The following is a 19,124-nucleotide window of genomic DNA, read 5'->3' as shown; positions in this document are numbered from 1 at the left end:
AGTCATACCTGAAAGGCAGGATTAGAACTTCTTATCGTCATTGAAACGATCTTTGTCTAACAGGCGGTCTTTATCGGAAGCAGATTTATCGACTTCAACTTCCTGACGACGTACCGTGTCACGTACCGTTTCGGTGCGCTCAGTCCGTTCGGAATCAATACCGACTTCTTCACGGATATGCGCCGTTTTATTGACTACCGGCACTTCATGAGACTCTTCGACTTCAATCGTTTTATCTGACCAGTCGACATCGTGCAGATAAGCCGGTTCATCTACTGCTGAACGGAAGACGTTGGCATGATGCTCGGTCAGAGAGATATCCTCAGACACATCTTCTTCGGTCGTATAACGGCGCAGACGAATTTTACCGTCGCTGATGCGGCGCTTACTGATATCCACTTCTTCTTCTGCCAGTTTCAGCGTCTCGCGATTAGCCTCATCTGAAAGGTCGCGGTCACGGGTGACAGAGAGATCGTCGGTATCGGTAATTTCATCAGACGCACTCCAGTCACGGGTGCGTTCGGATGCGCTGATGGTATCGGAATCAACAGCACGCACGCCACCGACGTTTGGCGGAATAGTGCCGCCGACACCAGTTACACCGCCAGTCCCAACGCCTGAAACAGGGTTATCGACTGGACGTACGCCGCCGATGTCCGCTGCGGTGGTACTATCAACTTCACCCAGATAATCGCGCTCGGTTGTCGGATCATACGAGCCGCGCAGTGAAGAGTAGTCGCTGGAATAGCTGTCCAGCAGGGCCTCTACACGGTCCGCTTCATCTTTATCGACGCGGGCGGTCAGGAGCACACCGCCAAGCTGAATGGCTTTATTATATTCGGTGGCGTAGTCATCATCGACATCGTCCCCGAACAGTCGCTGCCAGAAGCTCGGATGGCGAATTTCTTTATCTTCAACGCGTAATCTTTCGCCCGATATAATATCAATATGACTTTCCGGGATACCTTCAGCGATCAGTTTTTCTTTCGCTGCTGCTGCCTGCTGGGGTTGCTCGAAGGCGGTAACGATTTTTTCATGAGCCATCTGAGATTCTCCTCGTGCTTAGGTTACGGGGTGTTATTAATCTGATTTCTCATCCGTGGAAATATCTAATTCCTGACGCCTTAATACGACGCTTTCCTGAAAATGTTCGTTGGTAAGTATTTTTTTTACGTGGATCTCCTCTACCAGAACCTGACGGCGTATTATTTCCACCTCTTCCCGAATCACCGGGATGATATAAACATCGCCCTCCTGCCGGGCAGTGGGGATGTTATCAGGTTGTATAATCTCATTTTTAGTAACGCGATGTATTATTGCTTCTTCGCGGGTAAGCTCAGCTTCAATGATCTCCTCATCAGAAACCGTCTTACGGGAAATCTGAATGCGACGATCGACGATTTTTTCTTTCGATACGGCAATTTTTTCTTCCGCTAGCGGCATCGTTTTATCTGGCGTTGACGTAGTATTATTTATAGCATCTTTATTTTGCATATAACGTTTAAGCCCGTGATTTTAAGAATGTTCTTTGTTCAGATAAATAATCGTCTAACGTTGCTGTCAATGTATTTAAGCATAGACCAAACGGTATTTTTCGCCGCGATCTAATTATGTAAAAATGTTAACAGGCAATTTTTAGAGGCGTAAACCTGTGCGAGTTACAGCGGAAGGGAGGGGAAAAGCAATCAATGATGTCAACGAAGGGCGCGGGTAAAAAAACTCTCAGGGACATGAAATCCAGATGTTCCTGAGAGAATGCAATGTGCATTATCATTACAAGAAAGGCTAATTTAAGGGATAAATCCTGAAAAAGATAGGCTATTAATAACTTTATAATTTTTGCTGTTTATTGATTTGTTTCTAATGAAGGTCTAGCTGGCGTGATAGCTGGAGAGGACGACTGGCAGTCGGTAAGAAAAGCCCCTTGCGGGGCTGTTAACCTCAATGCGGGACTTCAGCGACGTTCTTAACTTCAGATTTATTAATCTGCTGTTTCACGCCGTTAGCGTCTTTATAGCCCAGCAGCCCGGTTTCAGATTCCTGCGGTTTACCATCACTGATAATGGTCCGACCATCATTGGTATGAATGGCGTAGCTCGTGCGCGTGCAGCCGGAAAGGGCAGTGGCGGCCAGCAGAACGCTAAGGGGTATAATTAACGCTTTTTTCATGTTTATCCTCGCTACTCTGTTGTTTTGTCAGAACTAAAGTATAGCAGCGAGGATATAGTTTGCAGGGTAACTACAAAAATTAGCAGGATTTGCGCTTAAATTTGATTTTTTATCTCGGGTAGGAGCGGATCAATAAAAGCAGGCTGGTGTGGCATTACAGCAGTCGTTACGCGGCGTTGAAGCAATTCTGCGATCTCGCTGGCCGGCATTGGATGTGCCAGTAAAAATCCCTGCAAATAATCACAGCCAAGACTGGATAACAAATGCTTTTGCTCCACCGTCTCGATACCCTGGGCAACCACGCTCATATGCATGGAGTGTGCAACCTCAATAATATTGGACACAATGGCCATATTTTTACCGTTATAGCGGATATCTTTGATTAGACTGCGATTAATCTTTAATTGCTGCACCGGTAAATCTTTTAACAGCATCACGTTGGTATAACCCGTACCAAAATTATCAATTGCCAGCGTTAATCCCGAGCGCATAAACGCCGTCAGCATCCTCAGGCTGCGCTCAAGGTTATTAAGCGCAATAGACTCAACAATTTTGAGGGTCAGCCGGGCAGGAGAGACGGAATACTTTTCTAACATTGAGCAGATCAGCGTATGAATCTCCTCCTGCTCAAACTGAATGGCAGAAAGCGTGATGGATAACGTCAGTTCATCATGGCCTTCCTCGCTCCATGCGTTAAGCTGGCGACAGGCTTCTTCTATCACCCACTGGCCTACAGGCAGGATCTGGCCATTTTTTTCCAGCGCAGGCAGAAATGCATCAGGCATCACAATGCCATTCACCGGATGACGCCAGCGTAAGAGCGCTTCGAAGCCATGAAGTGCTTCGGTCCCGTTACTGTATATCGGCTGATACCATAATTCGAACTGCTGTAGCGCCAGCGCCTGCATCACATCCTGCTCAAGCATTACCGTGGTAGTGCCTGGCTGCATGGTGTGCGGGTTATACATTGCCCAGTTATTGTGGCCCTGAAGCTTAACGCTATTCATCGCCGTCGCGGCATTCATTTTTAGTTGATGCGAATTCTCGCCGTCGCGCGGGAACATCGCCACGCCCGCGCTGAGTGAGAGGTTGAGCAGCTGCCCGGCTTCATAGACCGGGCGGCGCACCGCATCAAGGATCCCGGCGATGAGATCGGTCGCTTCACCTTCGCTGGTGTCGGGTACCAGCAGCATAAACTCATCGTCTCCCAGCCGTGCCAGCAGCATTTTCGGCCTTAAGCGAGCGCTGAGACGGTTTGCGACAGCCATTAATAACCGGTCGCCCGCTGCATGGCCCAGCGTATCGTTAATGAATTTAAAACCATCAAGGTCCATCACCATCACGGCAAACGTGGCGCGAACGTGCTGCGCGCTGCGCAGGCATTCTTCCAGGCGAACGTCCATCTGGATACGGTTTGCCAGTCCGGTGAGCGCATCGTAGCGTGATTGTCGCTCCAGTTGCAGATTCAACTGCTCAAGATTTTCCGTCAGGCGCGTCGTGCGTACCTGAGAATCAATCGTTGAAAACATCAGCATGCAGCCTAGCAGCAGGAGCGTGGTGGCCGTCACCCACAGGGAAAGACCGTGCTCACTCAGTCCGCCAGCAAGATCGGCACCGTGGCCGCCAAACGTTGCTGCGCCCATGCCGATATAATGGACAGCGGCGACCGCCAGACCCATGACCATCGCGGCGAGAATGCGATGAGAAAGCCGGTTCTTATGCCGTTGGCGCAGGCTGAATGTCAGCCACAGGGCAGTACCGCAGGCGACTAAAGCCACGAGCACTGACAGGGCAATCAGCGGTTTGCTCCACAGAATTGCCCCGTGAAATATCAGCGCTGACATCCCGGTATAGTGCATAGTAACCACGCCACCGCTGAGGATCCCCGTCGCCATAATCCACCGTTTTGGGGCGAGTGCGCTACCGGATACCGCAATCGAAATTGCCGCGATGGCACTGCCAATCGCCACCAGCAGCGAAATAAACGTCAGGGGGAAATCGTAGCGCATCGGCATGGCCATCCTCATGGATAACATGCCGATAAAATGCATTGACCAGATCCCAAGACCCAGCGTTGCGCCGGCGGCAAATCGCCAGAAGAGATCCGTTTTACGTTGTGAAAGCGTAATTTTCGCAGCGCAATCAAGCGCCACGAAGGAGGCAATGAAAGCAACAAGAAAAGAGACCCCGATTAACATCGGGTCCCATGAAACGAGGACCATCATGCCGTCCAGAATAAAATAAGATAAGTCTAATTTAGCAGTAAAATTGCGCTTTGGGTTACTCCTTTGCCCGCCAGGCAAAAATATATTTTCCTTTACACAAACCCGTTTTAGCCCATCCTGGTCGCCGATTTACGCAGGCGGAGGCTCTTAAAGTTATGATTATTCGTTAGCAGGTTAATTAATTCCCTGCACAGCATACATTTTAAAAGTATTTTCTTTTACAGCCGTACCGCTTATTTATAAAAGCCGTTTTATTCAGCTATTTGCCGGACGTGACGTAGGCAAAACCAATTATCCTTTCGCTTACAGTTGCTTAACGACGGCACATGGCTAGACTAACCACAAGAATGATGAATAACGGAGGCGCTGTGGACGTCTTAAAGGGATCGGATGTTAATGTGCCTGATGCGGTATTCGCCTGGCAGCTGGATGGTAAAGGTGGGGTAAAGCCCCTGCAAAATGGCGATCATATTGACGGGCAGCATCCGTGCTGGCTCCATTTGAACTATACCCATCCTGATAGCGCGCAGTGGCTCTCTACCACGCCATTACTGCCCAATAACGTGCGTGATGCGCTGGCAGGGGAGAGCCTGCGCCCACGCGTCAGCCGTCTGGGTGAGGGAACGCTTATTACGCTGCGCTGTATTAACGGCAGCACCGACGAGCGCCCCGATCAGCTGGTGGCGATGCGGGTCTATATGGATGAGCGGCTGATTGTCTCAACCCGTCAGCGTAAAGTGCTGGCGCTGGATGATGTGGTAAGCGATCTCCAGGAAGGCACTGGCCCCACCGATTGTGGCGGATGGCTGGTGGATGTCTGTGACGCCCTGACCGATCATGCCAGTGAGTTTATCGAAGAACTGCATGACCGGATTATCGATCTCGAAGATAATTTGCTCGATCAGGAGATCCCCCCGCAAGGGTTTCTGGCGTTGCTGCGCAAACAGCTTATTGTGATGCGCCGCTATATGGCACCCCAGCGAGATGTTTTTGCCCGCCTTTCCAGCGAGCGCCTGCCGTGGATGAATGACGATCAGCGGCAACGGATGAAGGATATTGCGGACCGTCTGGGACGCGGTCTGGATGAAATTGACGCCTGCATTTCACGCACCGCGGTGATGACCGATGAAATCACCCAGATCACCCAGGAATCCCTGGGGCGGCGAACCTATACTATGTCGCTAATGGCCATGGTATTTTTACCCAGCACCTTCTTAACCGGCTTGTTTGGCGTCAACCTGGGAGGCATCCCTGGCGGCAACTGGCATTATGGTTTTGCGGCCTTCTGCACCATGTTAGTTATCTTAATCGGCGGCGTTACATGGTGGTTACATCGCAGTAAATGGCTGTAAAAATTAACTTTTTTTAACATAAATTGAACATAAAAACGGCTGTTTTATTGCGCGAAGTCAAAAAAGCATCTACCCATTCGGTGCAATATAACTCCCGCAGGTGAATGCAACGTCAAGCGATGGGCGTTGCGCTCCATATTGTCTTACTTCCTTTTTTGAATTACTGCATAGCACAATTGATTCGTACGACGCCGGCTTAGATTAGTCGGCTTTTTTTTTGCCTCCTGCACTACAGCATCTACCTTTAAAGAGGTGTTCCGTAACTGAGGAGTTAAAAATGTCGAGTCTCTCGCTACTTTTTCTTATCCCATCTGCGCAATCCGATCCGGTGCCCGTTGATCCGGTACCCGTTCCCGATCCCATCCCGCGTCCACAACCTATGCCTGACCCGCCGCCGGATGAAGTACCGATTAAATTGTCGCATCACAGCCGCAGATCTGCGAGGATACGCGCCTGCTGATTGCTCCCTTTATAATGAGATGAGATTGTGACCGCTTTTTCAACGCTGAATGTTTTGCCTGCCGCCCAGCTCGGGAACCTTAACGAGCTGGGATATCTTTCGATGACGCCCGTCCAGGCGGCGGCGCTGCCCGCGATTCTGGCGGGTAAGGATGTCCGGGTGCAGGCAAAAACCGGCAGCGGGAAAACGGCGGCATTTGGCCTGGGCCTGCTACAGCACATCGACGCCGGACGTTTCGAAACGCAGTCGCTGGTGCTGTGTCCGACCCGTGAACTGGCGGATCAGGTCGCCAGTGAACTGCGACGTCTGGCGCGTTTTCTGCCCAATATCAAAATTCTGACGCTGTGCGGCGGTCAACCGTTCGGTGCGCAGCGTGATTCCCTGCAACATTCCCCGCATATCATCGTTGCCACGCCTGGCCGTTTGCTGGATCACCTGCAAAAAAATACCGTTTCGCTGGGCGCACTTCAGACACTGGTGATGGATGAAGCGGACAGAATGCTGGATATGGGATTTAGCGAGGCGATTGATGAAGTCATTCGCTTTGCCCCGGCCTCTCGTCAGACGCTGCTGTTTTCCGCCACCTGGCCTGCGGCCATTGCCGCGATCAGCGGCCGGGTACAGCGCGAGCCGCTGACCATTGAGATCGACAGCATTGATGCGCTCCCTGCTGTAGAGCAACAGTTCTATGAAGTTTCACGCGGCGGTAAAATTCCGCTGCTGCAAAAATTGCTCAGTCAGCACCGCCCCGCATCATGCGTGGTGTTCTGTAATACCAAAAAAGATTGCCAGGCGGTCTGTGACACGCTGAACGACTCCGGGCAGAGCACGCTGGCGCTGCATGGTGACCTCGAACAGCGCGACCGCGATCAGACGCTGGTTCGCTTTGCCAACGGCAGCGCTCGCGTCCTGGTGGCGACCGACGTGGCGGCACGCGGGCTGGATATTAAATCGCTGGAGCTGGTCATCAACTACGAGCTGGCATGGGATCCGGAAGTCCACGTGCACCGTATTGGCCGTACCGCGCGTGCCGGAAACAGCGGTCTGGCCATTAGCCTCTGCGCGCCGGAAGAAGCGCAGCGAGCCAATATTCTCGCTGAAATGTTGCAACTCAACATTAACTGGCTGAGCGCGCCGACGGGCATCAGTATCGTTCCGTTAGAAGCCGACATGGTGACCCTGTGCATTGACGGCGGTAAAAAAGCCAAAATGCGGGCAGGGGATGTGCTGGGCGCACTGACTGGCGATATGGGGCTGACGGGCGCGGACATTGGCAAGATTGATGTACATCCGGCGCACGTGTATGTCGCCGTTCGCCAGAACGTTTCGCGTCAGGCCTGGAAGCAGTTACAGAATGGAAAAATCAAAGGCAAATCGGTTCGCGTTCGTTTGTTGAAATAAACCGTTTTCTGCGGCTCAGGCATTTTCATGCCTGAGCGCGCCTCAATCACTTCACTTCGACCACGTTCAAACGCAACTCATCACGCAATGCATCTTCTTCTTCCGGCTGCCATCCCGCCGGGTGCAGCGGAATCTCCTCACGGTCAAACGCCAGATCGCCGCCGTCAACCACTTCAGAACCGTGTTGAATACCCTTGAAATCAAACAGGCTGGTATCGCTCAGATGGGAAGGCACAACGTTCTGCATGGCGCTGAACATGGTTTCGATCCTCCCCGGATAGCGTTTATCCCAGTCACGCAGCATATCGCCAATGATCTGCCGTTGCAGGTTAGGCTGTGAGCCGCACAGGTTACACGGAATAATGGGAAAGTTTTTAGCCTCAGAGAAACGGATGATATCTTTCTCGCGGCAGTAGGCCAGCGGGCGAATAACAATGTGCTTGCCATCATCGCTCATCAGCTTCGGCGGCATGCCTTTCATCTTGCCGCCATAGAACATGTTGAGGAACAGCGTTTGCAAAATATCATCGCGGTGATGGCCGAGGGCGATTTTAGTGGCACCCAGCTCGGTGGCCGTGCGGTACAAAATGCCACGACGCAGACGCGAGCAAAGTGAACAGGTAGTTTTGCCTTCAGGGATTTTCTCTTTCACAATCCCGTAAGTATTTTCTTCAACAATTTTATACTCGACGCCCAATTGCTCCAGATAGGCCGGCAGGATATGTTCCGGAAAACCCGGCTGCTTCTGGTCGAGGTTAACCGCGACCAGCGAAAAGTTGATCGGCGCGCTTTGCTGAAGATTGCGTAAGATCTCAAGCATGGTATAGCTGTCTTTGCCACCGGACAGGCAAACCATAATCCGGTCGCCTTCTTCAATCATATTAAAATCAGCAATGGCTTCGCCCACGTTGCGGCGCAGACGTTTCTGAAGTTTGTTGAGATTGTACTGATCTTTCTTTGTAATTTCTTGATTAGATTGCATTTATTCTTTACTCAAATATCAATTGGGGCACCAGTGGGGCAAAACGCTTTTAAAGCGCCAGCTTCTTATTTAGCATTGCCACCTGTTCGCTATTCATTTCTTCTATCCATGTTGCATAGATTTCATACACCATCTGCGCATTTTCGTGCCCCATCTGATTAGCGATAAAAGACGGGTTAGCGCCTGCTGACAATAACCAGCACGCGAAAGTGTGCCGTGTATGGTACGGATTGCGGCGACGAATGCCAGCACGTTTTACCGCAGCGTTCCATCGGCACCGAATATTGCCACAGAACAGCCCTGCAGGAGGGCAAGGTTCGCGATGAGCGAACAACGGATGTAATGTCTTAGTTACGAACACGAATCACCCACTTGATGTATGACTGGATCAGTCAAAAAAGGATGAGAAGATGATTGAAAAGAATGAACCCTTCTGGAACCGTATGGTTCCTGAGTTGACTGTAACTGATTTTCCCGCCTCCCTGCACTTCTATGCTGATGTGCTTGGCTTCAACATCATGATAAAGCGCAAAGAACCCGATTTTGCCTATATCAATCTTGGTGAAGCACAACTGATGCTTGAGCAGTACCACCCGGATGGATGGAACACGGGAGAGCTCACAAGGCCTCTCGGGCGTGGCGTTAACTTTCAGATAGAAGTTGATGACGTTGAACAGATTCTCGCCCGGGTGCATGCACATGGCGTAGCGCTTTATCGGGATATCCACGATAGCCACTATAGCACCGGAGAAGGTTCTGCCTGCCAGAGAGAGTTTCTCGTGCAGGACCCGGATGGCTATCTTTTACGCTTCAGTCAGTACATCGAATGAAGTTTTAATGTCCGCTCTTGGCACTTTTCTGCCATTCAGAGTATTGGTTTTTAGACTCTGAGCGAAGGCCAGAAGGTAGAATTTACAATTGAAGATGGTCAGAAATAGCTTTTCCGGTGACCGTCACCCTTGTTGCATGCCATCCATGAAACACAAAAACCCGCGCAGGGCGGGTTTTTTATCACGTTCACTTATCTGCTCAGGCCAATGCCGTCATCGCTGTCGTAAGCGTCTGTGCCGTTATCGGCAATTAAAGCGCGACTACGTTTCCGGCAGCCGGACCTTTGGCACCATTCTCAATCGAGAACTCAACCTTCTGGCCTTCGTCGAGCGTTTTATAATCGTTGCTCTGAATTGCAGAGAAATGAACAAAAACATCTTTGCTGCCGTCAGTTGGCGTAATGAAGCCGAAACCTTTTTCAGAGTTAAACCATTTTACTAAACCAGTCATTTTATTCGACATAGATACTTCCTTTAATTTTCTTGAGCCACATGTTGTGGCGAACATGGCCTGCTTGCAGATGAGGACTTATTGGGCACTTAGGAGGAGGCTCATGCAGAAGAGTATCTGAAGATAACGCTTGAAATGAGGACTGCTTTACTAAAACTGCTTTCATAAGGTCTGTATGCCAAACCGATGACGCATAGTGGACTAACATGAGTTGATAAGCAAGACTAGTTTTGTCAGTAATCTGTTGGAAAAACTTACAATTCAAAGGGGTGAGTAATCTTAAAAGCCCTGACCATTGCAGCCAGGGCTTTTAAGGTACTACAGACTTGAGATTTAACATTAATGGACTTAATAAAGTGATACAGCTATTTATACTGCTTTCAAATGTACCCGTTCACTACAGATAATATTGGGCATTAATACTAAAAAACCTCCCTCTATTTATCTCGTTATACACCGCCTGCGCTTTCAAAACCTAAGCGTGGCAACTTAAACAAGCACATCAACCATCGCGACATATACTCTTTGATGCGTTGCCCGTTGCTGAAACGGTCACCATCAAAAAAACGAAACCGTCAGCATCAACTAAAAAAACAAGGCCTTACATCGTCGCTCTAACACTACCATTTTGCGAACCAGCACAATCACTACGAGGCCTGAAAGCGAACTACATCCCAAACAACAAACTTCGTGGCCTGTAAAGCAAAATGGCTTAACCCAGCACTTCTTTCTATTCACACTTACTAATTACCTTCATTGTGCTGCTGAGTACTAATTTACTTATTTGAGATTTGAGGTCAATACTGTTTTTTAAAACATGTTTTTATTAACAGCGATAGTAACTATGCAGTATCCCGAACTCATTGTGCCGATCTACTGGCAACGTCCGCTCCTGGCACTTAACGGGCATTGCAGAATAGAGGCCAGTCAGGTAGGTGATTTATGAACGTATCGCAATAATGCGCTGATTTTTTGTGCTGGAAACAATAATCCCCATAATACAATTATCTGCCTGTTTTTATGTGTTCCAGCAACAATCCTTCTTCTCTCCTCCAAAGCTCCGAAAACCCCAGTGTCGGATCGTCGCCGGCGGGCCAGGAAAAGGATTTACCCACTCGGGACGAACTTTTCAGCTGGTTGCAGACGTTACGTGCGTCGTAAAGGCCCGGACTCAGACATGCTTTCCCGGCGGTTATTCCGTGCCGGTAAGATCGGGGGATCCCAGATGCTGGTCGCGGTAAAGACGCGGAGCCACGCCGTAAACGCGTTTGAAGGCCGTACTGAAAGTGCTTTCCGAGTGATACCCCAGCTTAAAGGCAATCAGCTTTACAGACTCCCGGGTGTGCCTCAGGGATTTACCTGCAAGTCGCATTCGCCAGTTCGTCAGGTACAGGAGAGGCGTAAGCCCGGTAGTGTCCTTAAATTTTCGTGAAAAACCAGCCCGCGATATACCGGCTATTGTCGCCATTTCGCTCAAACACCATTTTTTTTCTGGCTCATGATGAAGTGCCCTGAGCACCTTGTTGATCCGGATATCGGTATAACTGGTGAGTACCCCGTCACCACTCCGGCTATTTTCCATTCCGTTTCGTAACACCTCTATCATAATAAGATGCATGAGATGGTCACAGGCCTGTGAAGCGCCTGGCTTTTCTGAAACTTTTTCATTGAATAAAAGGGTCATCAGAGTGCTGAGGGACGAATTTTCTTTTGCATACGTATCAAAACGGAGCACCAGAGGCAAATCCTGAAGCAGAAGATCAGAGGCGGCGGAGTCAATCTCCATTTTACCGGCCAGCAGCAGATTATCCTCGCCGCCGTAGTTGACCGTTTCCCTGACTCTGGGACGTTTTTTCTCCGGGGATTCTTCCGGCGGACAGGTGACATCTGTGGCCATCATAAAACGCGCGCTTCGGGTGAGGATCACGCCCGTGCCAGCCTCCATTCTCGTCCATTCGGGCTCGGCTTCAGGTCTGAACCAGAATGCGCCCTTCCTGATGTAAATGAATTTCAGGCCATTAAAGCCAGGAAAAGCCATGTGCCAGTGATGACCGGCCGACAGGCCGGCAGTGGCATAACTGCGGGCTGAAAGCAGGCTGAGGATATCAGAAAATGGATCCATTAGATTTTTTCAAATGTGATTTGGACTTAACGTTATTAATAAGCTAATCCGGCTGCCGTAGGATAGCAATATCCCGTGAGCCCTTGAATAAGAGTTCAGCCCTGTAAGGGTCAATGATGACTAACGTGAAAGGAAAATGCTGATGAAATTTACGACGCTTAATAACGGCGTTCAGATGCCCCTGCTGGGTTTTGGCGTTTATCAGATGCGCGATTTGAAACAGTGCCAGGAGGCCGTTCTTGGTGCATTTGAGACGGGTTACCGCATGGTTGATACCGCCGCAGCCTATGAAAATGAAGTGGCGGTTGGCGCAGCCATTCGCGAAAGCGGTCTGGCGCGTAACGATATGTTTATCACAACAAAACTGTGGGTTCAGGACGCCGGATATGACAAAGCCCGCAGTGCATTCATGCGCTCGCTTGAACGTCTGAATCTTGACTACCTCGATCTTTATCTTATCCATCAGCCTTATTCTGACGTTCATGGGGCATGGCGCGCGATGGAAGAGCTTTACGACGAAGGACTGATTAAATCTATCGGCGTCAGTAATTTTGCGCCGGACCGGCTTACCGATCTGGCAACCTTTAACCGTATTAAACCTGCCGTCAATCAGGTCGAAATGCACCCATTCTTTCAGCAGGCACAGAACGTGGAATTTATGCAGGGCATGAACGTGCAGCCACAATCCTGGGCCTCGTTCGCTGAAGGAAAAAACGGCTTTTTCAGCAACCCGGTGCTTGCTTCTCTTGCCCGCACTTACAACAGGAGTGTGGCCCAGGTTGTCCTGCGCTGGCTGATCCAGCGCAACGTTGTCGTTATTCCGAAATCAGTCAATCTGCCGCGTATTCAGGAAAATTTTAGTATTTTCGATTTTTCTCTCAGTGATGCAGACATGGTGGAAATCAGCCGGCTGGATACGGGTAAAACTTTATTTACTGAACACAGCGATCCGGAACGGATCAGAACTGTCGGCACAAAGATTTTTATTACCTGACTGCTTACTGTCAGGGGGGATAAACAGGGCAAAGCCATCCTGTATCCGGATCTAAAGAGTGCCTGATATGAAAAGAAGATGTTTTCTCCACACGGCCAGCGCACTGCTGGGCGTCTTTGCTATGGGTACGTCCGCACTGGCCGGAGCTACACCCGAAAATGAGGATGTTCTGATGAATGGCGGACAATTAATACCTGATACGGCGAAAAGGTTCAGCGTCGAAAAAAATGACGTGATTTTTATATTCGCCGATCTCCATCCCGGTCTGATTAACACCAGTAAGACTATGCCGCCAGAATCGCTCGCCGCAAACGTTGGTGGCCTTGCTAAAGTAGCAAAAGCTGTTTCCGCACCCTCGTTCTTTCTGACGGTTACGCAGAACGGCAGACCCGGAGAACTGATCTCTTCTCTCTCCGGATATGCCAGTGCAGACAATACGATTTTCCGTAAAACAGCCGATCCGTTCCAGGTGAAAGAACTGACCGACGCCATTCATCTTACAGGACGTAAAACGCTTGTGGTGTCAGGTTATACGGCGGAAGTTGCGGTTTTGCTCACCACCCTGGGCGGGCTCAGGAATGGCTATCATGTTTTTATTCCGGTGGACTGCATCGGCAGCAGATCTTCCCGGACAGAAGACGCGGTGCTGAAGCAGGCTAAACAGGCCGGGGGAATCGTCACCTCGCTCAGTTCAGTGTCAGCTCAGCTGGCTCCCGACTTTTCTCAGGAGCCCGGCAAAACCATCCTGTCTGTCATTGCATCTGTCAGAGGCTGAACTGTTTATACATGAATGTGATCCCCCTGTTTTACTGACGCCGGTGCTGGCTGCTCTGATAAAGCAGGAATCAGCCACCGGTGATCTGACGTCAGGAACGACATGATCGCGCCAGCCTGGTTATTTATTGCATGCAGTACAAAATTATTAGCTGTTTGTTAACATAATCACATTATTGTCATTTATGGCGTAATCAGCCTTATCTTCTGCTTCACTGTACACAATCATCGTCTTCTTACTCTGAGATCCCAAAACACCAGGAAGCAGACAACTGCGAAGGTCCGCTTTGAGCGAAAAGAGGACATTCAGACTACTGATTTCTCGTTTCTCGAAGCTTATAAAAAGGCGAGTAATGCGCAGTCATCCCCTGAATGCAGCTCTAGCGACATTCAGGGGCCAGATGACATTGAAAGTAAGGGCAGTTTAGAGTGGCACCGTTAGTCCAGTACATCCTGTTACAGACGTATAAATCTTGCCATTCCATGGCCCTTCCCTGTACAGCTCAATTTTCACATTGATGACTGCCACTTCAGTTTTGCAGCATCTTCTTCAGGGGCCTGCCGAAATGCCCAGATGCGAAAGGTAGTTTCAAGCCTCATCCTTATTTCCCTCTGCTTTTGTGTCATCCTGCTCCTGCGCCAGCACGGGAAGACGATTTCTGATGAATGAAGAGCGGCTGATAATATCAGGAAAATTATCCTGATTTTCGTTAATTACCTGACTCACTGTCTCAGCTTCAGCCCTTGGCCAGGCGCTGAAAGTAAACTGCTGTGCATTAAGCCACGAACGCAATATCTCATCACTGGAAGTAAGACTGAACAGCGCTGCAATTGCCCGTCGTGAAGTTTTCCCTTCCGGTTCGGCAAAGTTTATAACATCATGAAAGTCATGAATTACTTTGAGCCTGTTATCTTTAAGCGTGCCCACTTCCATAAGAACATCGTGGAGTTCTTTAAGTATTTCAGACTGCTGCACTTCATTAATACATGACCATATTAACTTTACATTGTTAGGAGCTTTCAGCTGTACACCATCAATATTTCGATACCAGTCCGCGAAGAGGCTGATACCTGCCGTCATGTTTGCGAACTCTCCTGCTGATGCCATCTTTCGCAGAACGAAGCTTCTGTTGGTTTCGAGCGCTTTAAAGGCACTATAGAGCTGCTCTTCACTTGAAATAATGTCCTGACTGATCGTATGAAGTTTCTCTTTAAATTTTTTGAGCACATTTCTGGAGAAAATGTCCTCCAGAAATCCTTCGCTTATTTTTGCTATATTTTTTCCATTTATACCTCTGAGCAAACCAAGCTCGCGATTAACAATTGGACTCATGTAATCTACATCACTTAATTCAGATTTGAGTAACGGATAATAGGTGTTAACATACTCGACTGTATTGATTAAGCCTAGATGATTTTCTATAAATAATTTTTTTATGGCTTCTTTAACATACGCTGACGACTGAGTGTCTTTCAATGCATCTAGTACGATATTGAAATTCTGAGTGTAGCGGAAATAAAAAGAAAGAAACTTAATGTAATTTGTATCATTTTCATAACCTTCAGCGTAATTCGGTATTTCAGCGTAGTTTTTTATTGCTACCAGATGTGCGACCAAGTGAGCAGCAAATTCTTCAGGGTGATTTTCGCTGATGACACTCTGTTTTTTTAAACTGGGTGTTATTTGACTGTCATACCACTCAGGATTGAAAATAACATAACGAAGATCATCTATATCCTCATTGCTGCCGGAGTTGCGAAGCAATCCCAACTTGCTAACTATATTTTCAGGTAAGTTTGCATTTTCGTTAATAACTATATTTTCTACTGCCCTGCTTGATAGTTTGAAAAAGCGGATAACGTCAGGGTTGAAAATCCCGTGCGTCTCAGTCATTAGTAAGTGGCGAAGCAGGTTTTCTTGCTCTGCATCTATAAGTGAAAGAGTACTGACACAGAGGTTGGGCAGATTTTCCTTTTCATTCAGCAAGTACATGGAGTAAAGTTTACCGCTAACATCATTCTCAATCAGGTCCAGCAGGTTTTTTTTAAATATTGCAGAATAGAGGTCTGCCTCCTTAAGAAGCTCCCTGACGTAAATCTCATCATTTTCCGGCATTTTCTGCAGCTTATTCAGTTCTGCGACGACATAATTTTTCTGCCGGACCATAAAATCTTCAGTACCGAGGTAACCTTTTTCTTCTAAAAGTTTGAGGCTTTGGGTGAAAGACTCACGAAATTTTTCCCGCTCAGATAATGCATAATTTGCGTTGAGCCTGGCAACGGCACCGGTTAGCTCTTCTTTAATTTTGATTAATGTATCGTTGGAAAGCTTTATGACAGTTTCCATCCAGTCGTACATATTAAAGCGCCCGGCACAGCGCTGCCATGCATGAGAGAACCCATACATACCTATCAGTTTCTCTAATGCAACAGCATCGCGGCTATTAACTGCTTCGGTAAGCGGCAAATCAAATAGCTCTGTACGCGCAAGCTCCACCGATGCCTGGAAATGAATACTCATCAGATATTCACTCCATCGATTCGTATCATTCATAAAAAGACGGTTTAACTGGGCTTTTGTTGCCTGCAACTTATCTTCATACTCATTGGACTGCATGTCGATAGCGTCATTTTCAGTGGCTCTCAGTAGCGCCATTACCTCTGATTCGTTGTAGCGTACAAAAACTACATAAAGTGCCAGTAAAACGTATTCCTCCGGAGCTTTCGCAGGCACTGTCATCAGGAGTATGTGGACGTCATTTACCAGTTTTTTTAGCAGTCTCGGTGTCATCCGGGGATACTCAACAGTACGCCAGCGTTCCAGTATCTGCATGGTTTCCGCGCAGGAGAAATCAGTTTGCTCATTCACGGTTTCTTTCCACATTTCACGGAACGTATCCTGCCATCCGGCAGTGATCAGAGGTGGTACGGTAAAGGTAACGGGGATGCGTTTGGAGATAAACTCCCGGCCGGTATGGCCCTCTAGCGAAAGAGATTTTGCAACATGGCGAGCGGAATAAGGCACAATAATGCGGAACTGCCGGTGCGTTGTTCCCGCAATAAGCTCCATATCACTCCAGAGCTCTTTAACCTTGTCGGCGTTAATGCGGTCGAGGTTGTCAATAATGAGAATAAACTTTGCGTCAGCAGAAACAGATGAGCTACTGGTAAAACCTGCGAGCGCGTTCGTTAATTCAATAGTCCCTATTTCCCGGCTTATCAGCCACTTTTCAGTGATACTATCGGTACTGTTTTGCTTGAAGAGATCACCCACGGTGGTGATTTCCTCTGAATTACCCCGAGGTTTAGCATTAAGTTTTTTGCTCACTAAAATCCATGCTAAAAGCACGACCGAGGACAACGCCGCAACTATCTCAAAGGCTATTACCAAACCTGATATTTTTCCCGGATCTTTGGCATTGGCATTGATATCTAGAATAAGATAACTGACCACCTGCACAGAAAATATGCATAAAAGACCGAAACTTACGGCCCACCAACTTTTTAAATTTAGCTTCGGGATTACTAAAAGCCATAATAAAAGCAGACCCGGTGAAAGCGCCAAAAATATTTCCAGTGAAATCACCAAACTTGAAATTGTGTCCGGATTTTTGACATTAGCATTGATGTCTAGGATAAGATATCTGACCATCTGTACTGAAAGTAGGCATAAAAGAATGAAGCTAACGGTCCACCAACTCAGTCTACTGCTTACTCTTTTATCATACTTTACGATGTTCCCCAGTGCTGTGTTTTTGAGTTTATCAAGGTTGTCCTTATTTGCCCCTTTACTTTCGCTCAGGCCATCGTGAATAACTTCAATGAGTGCTTTTTTCGTATTACCGTAATGATAAATCTCTGCATCAAAGTCTATAAAAGTGTATTCAGGAGACAGGGATTTTTTTAAAAAATGAATGATGGTCGATTTTCCGGATCCAAGCTCACCCTCCAGACCCAAAATATTAATTTCCTGTCCTTTAATTACCTCTGTCATCTTGTCTGCCACATTTTGGTGGCTGCCACCTTTAAACAGGTCGCTGTCTGCGGGCATTTCCTGCTGAAGTTTAAGTGCCACGTGCTCTCCTTATGCTTCACATTGTTGCTGGGGGGTTGACCTAAGGTCAGTGGAAATAGGCATTCATCAGAATCGCGCAAGTTTTCATCATAATGCTAATGATAAGAATATTTCTAGTGCATTTTGAAGGAATGGCAGCATTTTCTTATTGTTAAATCCCGCAGATCCGAAAAAGGGTAAACTCGGATCTGTATTGATTGATCGCGTGGAAGTGTGAAGGAGGTACGCCAAGTAGGGATTGCAATCAGAAGGCAGGAGGCATTGGAAGGTCCGCTTCACGCCCTGAGACATTCGACAAGCTTTTTATGGCTTCAGTAAGGGCGACTTTCGCGCTTCCAGTGCCAGCAAGTATTTCGCTTCGTCGTATCGGGTTTTGGTCTTCCAACAACGGTAAATGATCCTTATCCATTTAAACGCCAGAGCCCGGATCGCTGACTGATGAGATTTCCCTTTTTCTCGCTGGCCCTGGTAATAAAGTCTGGCCCAGTACGATGAGTTAACCGTCTTCGCAGTCCATTCCACGAATGTCTGCCGGACGAACTTCGCGCACTGCCAACGCCAGTGTACCCAGGATTTTTGACCACTTCGCTCGGTTACTGGTGCGATGCCAGCGTAGTTTTGAATTTCTTCGGCGCTGTTGAAGCGGTCGCGGTTATCACCCAGTGCGGCAAGCATCCGTGGGCCCATACATGGTCCCATTCCAGGGAGTGATTTGAACAGTTCTGCATCCGGAAGCGTATCGAATAAGGATTCAATACGTTCGTCGTAGGTTCTGATTAGGTCGCCTGTCAGTTTGATTTGGGATGCAAGTGCTGTTGCCATCAATGCATTTGCCTCGATGACAGTTTTATCTGTGGTCAGGGGAATAGCGCTGGCAATACTTGCAACCCGCTGTTCGGTATATGCAACAGCAGGACCACCTTTAGCATTCATAAAATGACGGACAGTATCGCTGCGAGCCCGTTTGAGTTGTTGCAGACTCGGCCAGCGAATGATTAGCTCGCAGAACAGTGAGCTGTCCCGATGGGAGAACCATTCCAGGAGCTGGGGGTAATACTGCTTAAGCGTATTGATGAGCCGATTAACAAAGCGACGCTTGTCTTCGACCAACAGTCGGCGCTGCTCAACTAATTGCTGGAGTAATCGGATATCCGGATTGTCGGCTTCAATGGCTTTTATCTTGTTGGGATAACGTAGCATCAGGTCTAATGCCAGCTCAGCATCCTGCGGATCATCCTTCGCACCGCTGGGCCAGAAAGCCTGTCGGTAGCGGGCCAGTGACAACGCGT

15 protein-coding genes and 2 pseudogenes are annotated in these 19,124 nt (G+C 48.4%); 7 read left to right on the top strand and 10 right to left on the bottom strand.

What is annotated here, in order from left to right; genetic code table 11:
* Window positions 1-21 precede the first annotated feature (21 nt).
* From INT84_RS21540 to INT84_RS21525, 4 genes are all read right to left on the bottom strand, one after another.
* The gene (locus tag INT84_RS21540) at window positions 22-1,044 is read right to left on the bottom strand and encodes a YsnF/AvaK domain-containing protein (protein WP_194208393.1); all 1,023 of its coding nucleotides are present in this window, start codon (window positions 1,042-1,044) and stop codon (window positions 22-24) included.
* Window positions 1,045-1,080: 36 nt separating this feature from the next.
* On the bottom strand, window positions 1,081-1,494 hold the full coding sequence (locus INT84_RS21535) for a YsnF/AvaK domain-containing protein (protein ID WP_194208392.1): 414 nt from the start codon (window positions 1,492-1,494) through the stop codon (window positions 1,081-1,083).
* A 447-nt stretch (window positions 1,495-1,941) separates the two neighbouring features.
* Entirely contained in the window at window positions 1,942-2,169 is a 228-nt protein-coding gene (locus tag INT84_RS21530) for a YgdI/YgdR family lipoprotein (RefSeq protein WP_176918125.1), read from the bottom strand.
* A 95-nt stretch (window positions 2,170-2,264) separates the two neighbouring features.
* The gene (locus INT84_RS21525) at window positions 2,265-4,394 is read right to left on the bottom strand and encodes a bifunctional diguanylate cyclase/phosphodiesterase (RefSeq protein ID WP_194208391.1); all 2,130 of its coding nucleotides are present in this window, start codon (window positions 4,392-4,394) and stop codon (window positions 2,265-2,267) included.
* 368 nt (window positions 4,395-4,762) lie between these two features.
* Between INT84_RS21525 and zntB the strand changes: the two genes are divergently transcribed.
* From zntB to dbpA, 3 genes are all read left to right on the top strand, one after another.
* Complete coding sequence (gene zntB, locus INT84_RS21520) at window positions 4,763-5,746, top strand: zinc transporter ZntB (RefSeq protein WP_194208390.1); 984 nt, start codon at window positions 4,763-4,765, stop codon at window positions 5,744-5,746.
* 304 nt (window positions 5,747-6,050) lie between these two features.
* Entirely contained in the window at window positions 6,051-6,206 is a 156-nt protein-coding gene (locus INT84_RS24375; protein WP_346429450.1) for a hypothetical protein, read from the top strand.
* Between the two features lie 27 nt (window positions 6,207-6,233).
* A complete protein-coding gene (gene dbpA, locus INT84_RS21515; RefSeq protein WP_194208389.1) occupies window positions 6,234-7,607 on the top strand; it encodes an ATP-dependent RNA helicase DbpA in 1,374 nt (457 codons plus the stop codon).
* A 46-nt stretch (window positions 7,608-7,653) separates the two neighbouring features.
* Here dbpA and ttcA read toward each other — a convergent pair whose 3' ends face one another.
* Together ttcA and INT84_RS21505 are read right to left on the bottom strand one after the other, a co-directional pair.
* The gene (gene ttcA, locus INT84_RS21510) at window positions 7,654-8,589 is read right to left on the bottom strand and encodes a tRNA 2-thiocytidine(32) synthetase TtcA (RefSeq protein WP_194208388.1); all 936 of its coding nucleotides are present in this window, start codon (window positions 8,587-8,589) and stop codon (window positions 7,654-7,656) included.
* A gap of 49 nt (window positions 8,590-8,638) precedes the next feature.
* Window positions 8,639-8,875, bottom strand: a pseudogene (locus tag INT84_RS21505) (tyrosine-type recombinase/integrase); the annotation flags it as partial.
* A gap of 124 nt (window positions 8,876-8,999) precedes the next feature.
* On the opposite strand from INT84_RS21505, the gene INT84_RS21500 reads away from it, so the two are divergent.
* Together INT84_RS21500 and INT84_RS24370 are read left to right on the top strand one after the other, a co-directional pair.
* Entirely contained in the window at window positions 9,000-9,419 is a 420-nt protein-coding gene (locus tag INT84_RS21500) for a VOC family protein (RefSeq protein ID WP_228066399.1), read from the top strand.
* Between the two features lie 21 nt (window positions 9,420-9,440).
* Window positions 9,441-9,527, top strand: a pseudogene (locus tag INT84_RS24370) (cold shock domain-containing protein); the annotation flags it as partial.
* Between the two features lie 142 nt (window positions 9,528-9,669).
* Here the strand turns inward: INT84_RS24370 and cspA are convergent.
* Both cspA and INT84_RS21490 read right to left on the bottom strand, forming a co-directional pair.
* Window positions 9,670-9,882 (bottom strand): RNA chaperone/antiterminator CspA, encoded by a 213-nt coding sequence (gene cspA, locus INT84_RS21495; RefSeq protein WP_134348520.1) that lies wholly within the window; start codon window positions 9,880-9,882, stop codon window positions 9,670-9,672.
* Between the two features lie 1,180 nt (window positions 9,883-11,062).
* The gene (locus INT84_RS21490; protein ID WP_194208387.1) at window positions 11,063-11,992 is read right to left on the bottom strand and encodes an AraC family transcriptional regulator; all 930 of its coding nucleotides are present in this window, start codon (window positions 11,990-11,992) and stop codon (window positions 11,063-11,065) included.
* A gap of 142 nt (window positions 11,993-12,134) precedes the next feature.
* Between INT84_RS21490 and INT84_RS21485 the strand changes: the two genes are divergently transcribed.
* Both INT84_RS21485 and INT84_RS21480 read left to right on the top strand, forming a co-directional pair.
* Window positions 12,135-12,986, top strand: a complete 852-nt coding sequence (locus tag INT84_RS21485; RefSeq protein ID WP_194208386.1) for an aldo/keto reductase — start codon at window positions 12,135-12,137, stop codon at window positions 12,984-12,986.
* Window positions 12,987-13,053: 67 nt separating this feature from the next.
* Window positions 13,054-13,761 carry an isochorismatase family protein gene (locus INT84_RS21480; protein WP_228066404.1) on the top strand — a complete coding sequence of 236 codons (708 nt, stop codon included), beginning with the start codon at window positions 13,054-13,056 and terminating at the stop codon, window positions 13,759-13,761.
* A 588-nt stretch (window positions 13,762-14,349) separates the two neighbouring features.
* Here the strand turns inward: INT84_RS21480 and INT84_RS21475 are convergent.
* The gene (locus INT84_RS21475) at window positions 14,350-17,835 is read right to left on the bottom strand and encodes a P-loop NTPase fold protein (RefSeq protein ID WP_370529695.1); all 3,486 of its coding nucleotides are present in this window, start codon (window positions 17,833-17,835) and stop codon (window positions 14,350-14,352) included.
* A gap of 303 nt (window positions 17,836-18,138) precedes the next feature.
* Window positions 18,139-19,124 (bottom strand): transposase (locus tag INT84_RS21470; protein WP_194208385.1); only part of this gene is annotated, 986 nt, incomplete at its 5' end.

The organism is Superficieibacter sp. 1612_C1, from assembly GCF_015234305.1.
Taxonomy (GTDB): Bacteria; Pseudomonadota; Gammaproteobacteria; order Enterobacterales; family Enterobacteriaceae; genus Superficieibacter.
The sequence above is the reverse complement of the archived record's forward strand: the minus strand, read 5'-3'. Positions and strand labels throughout refer to the sequence as shown.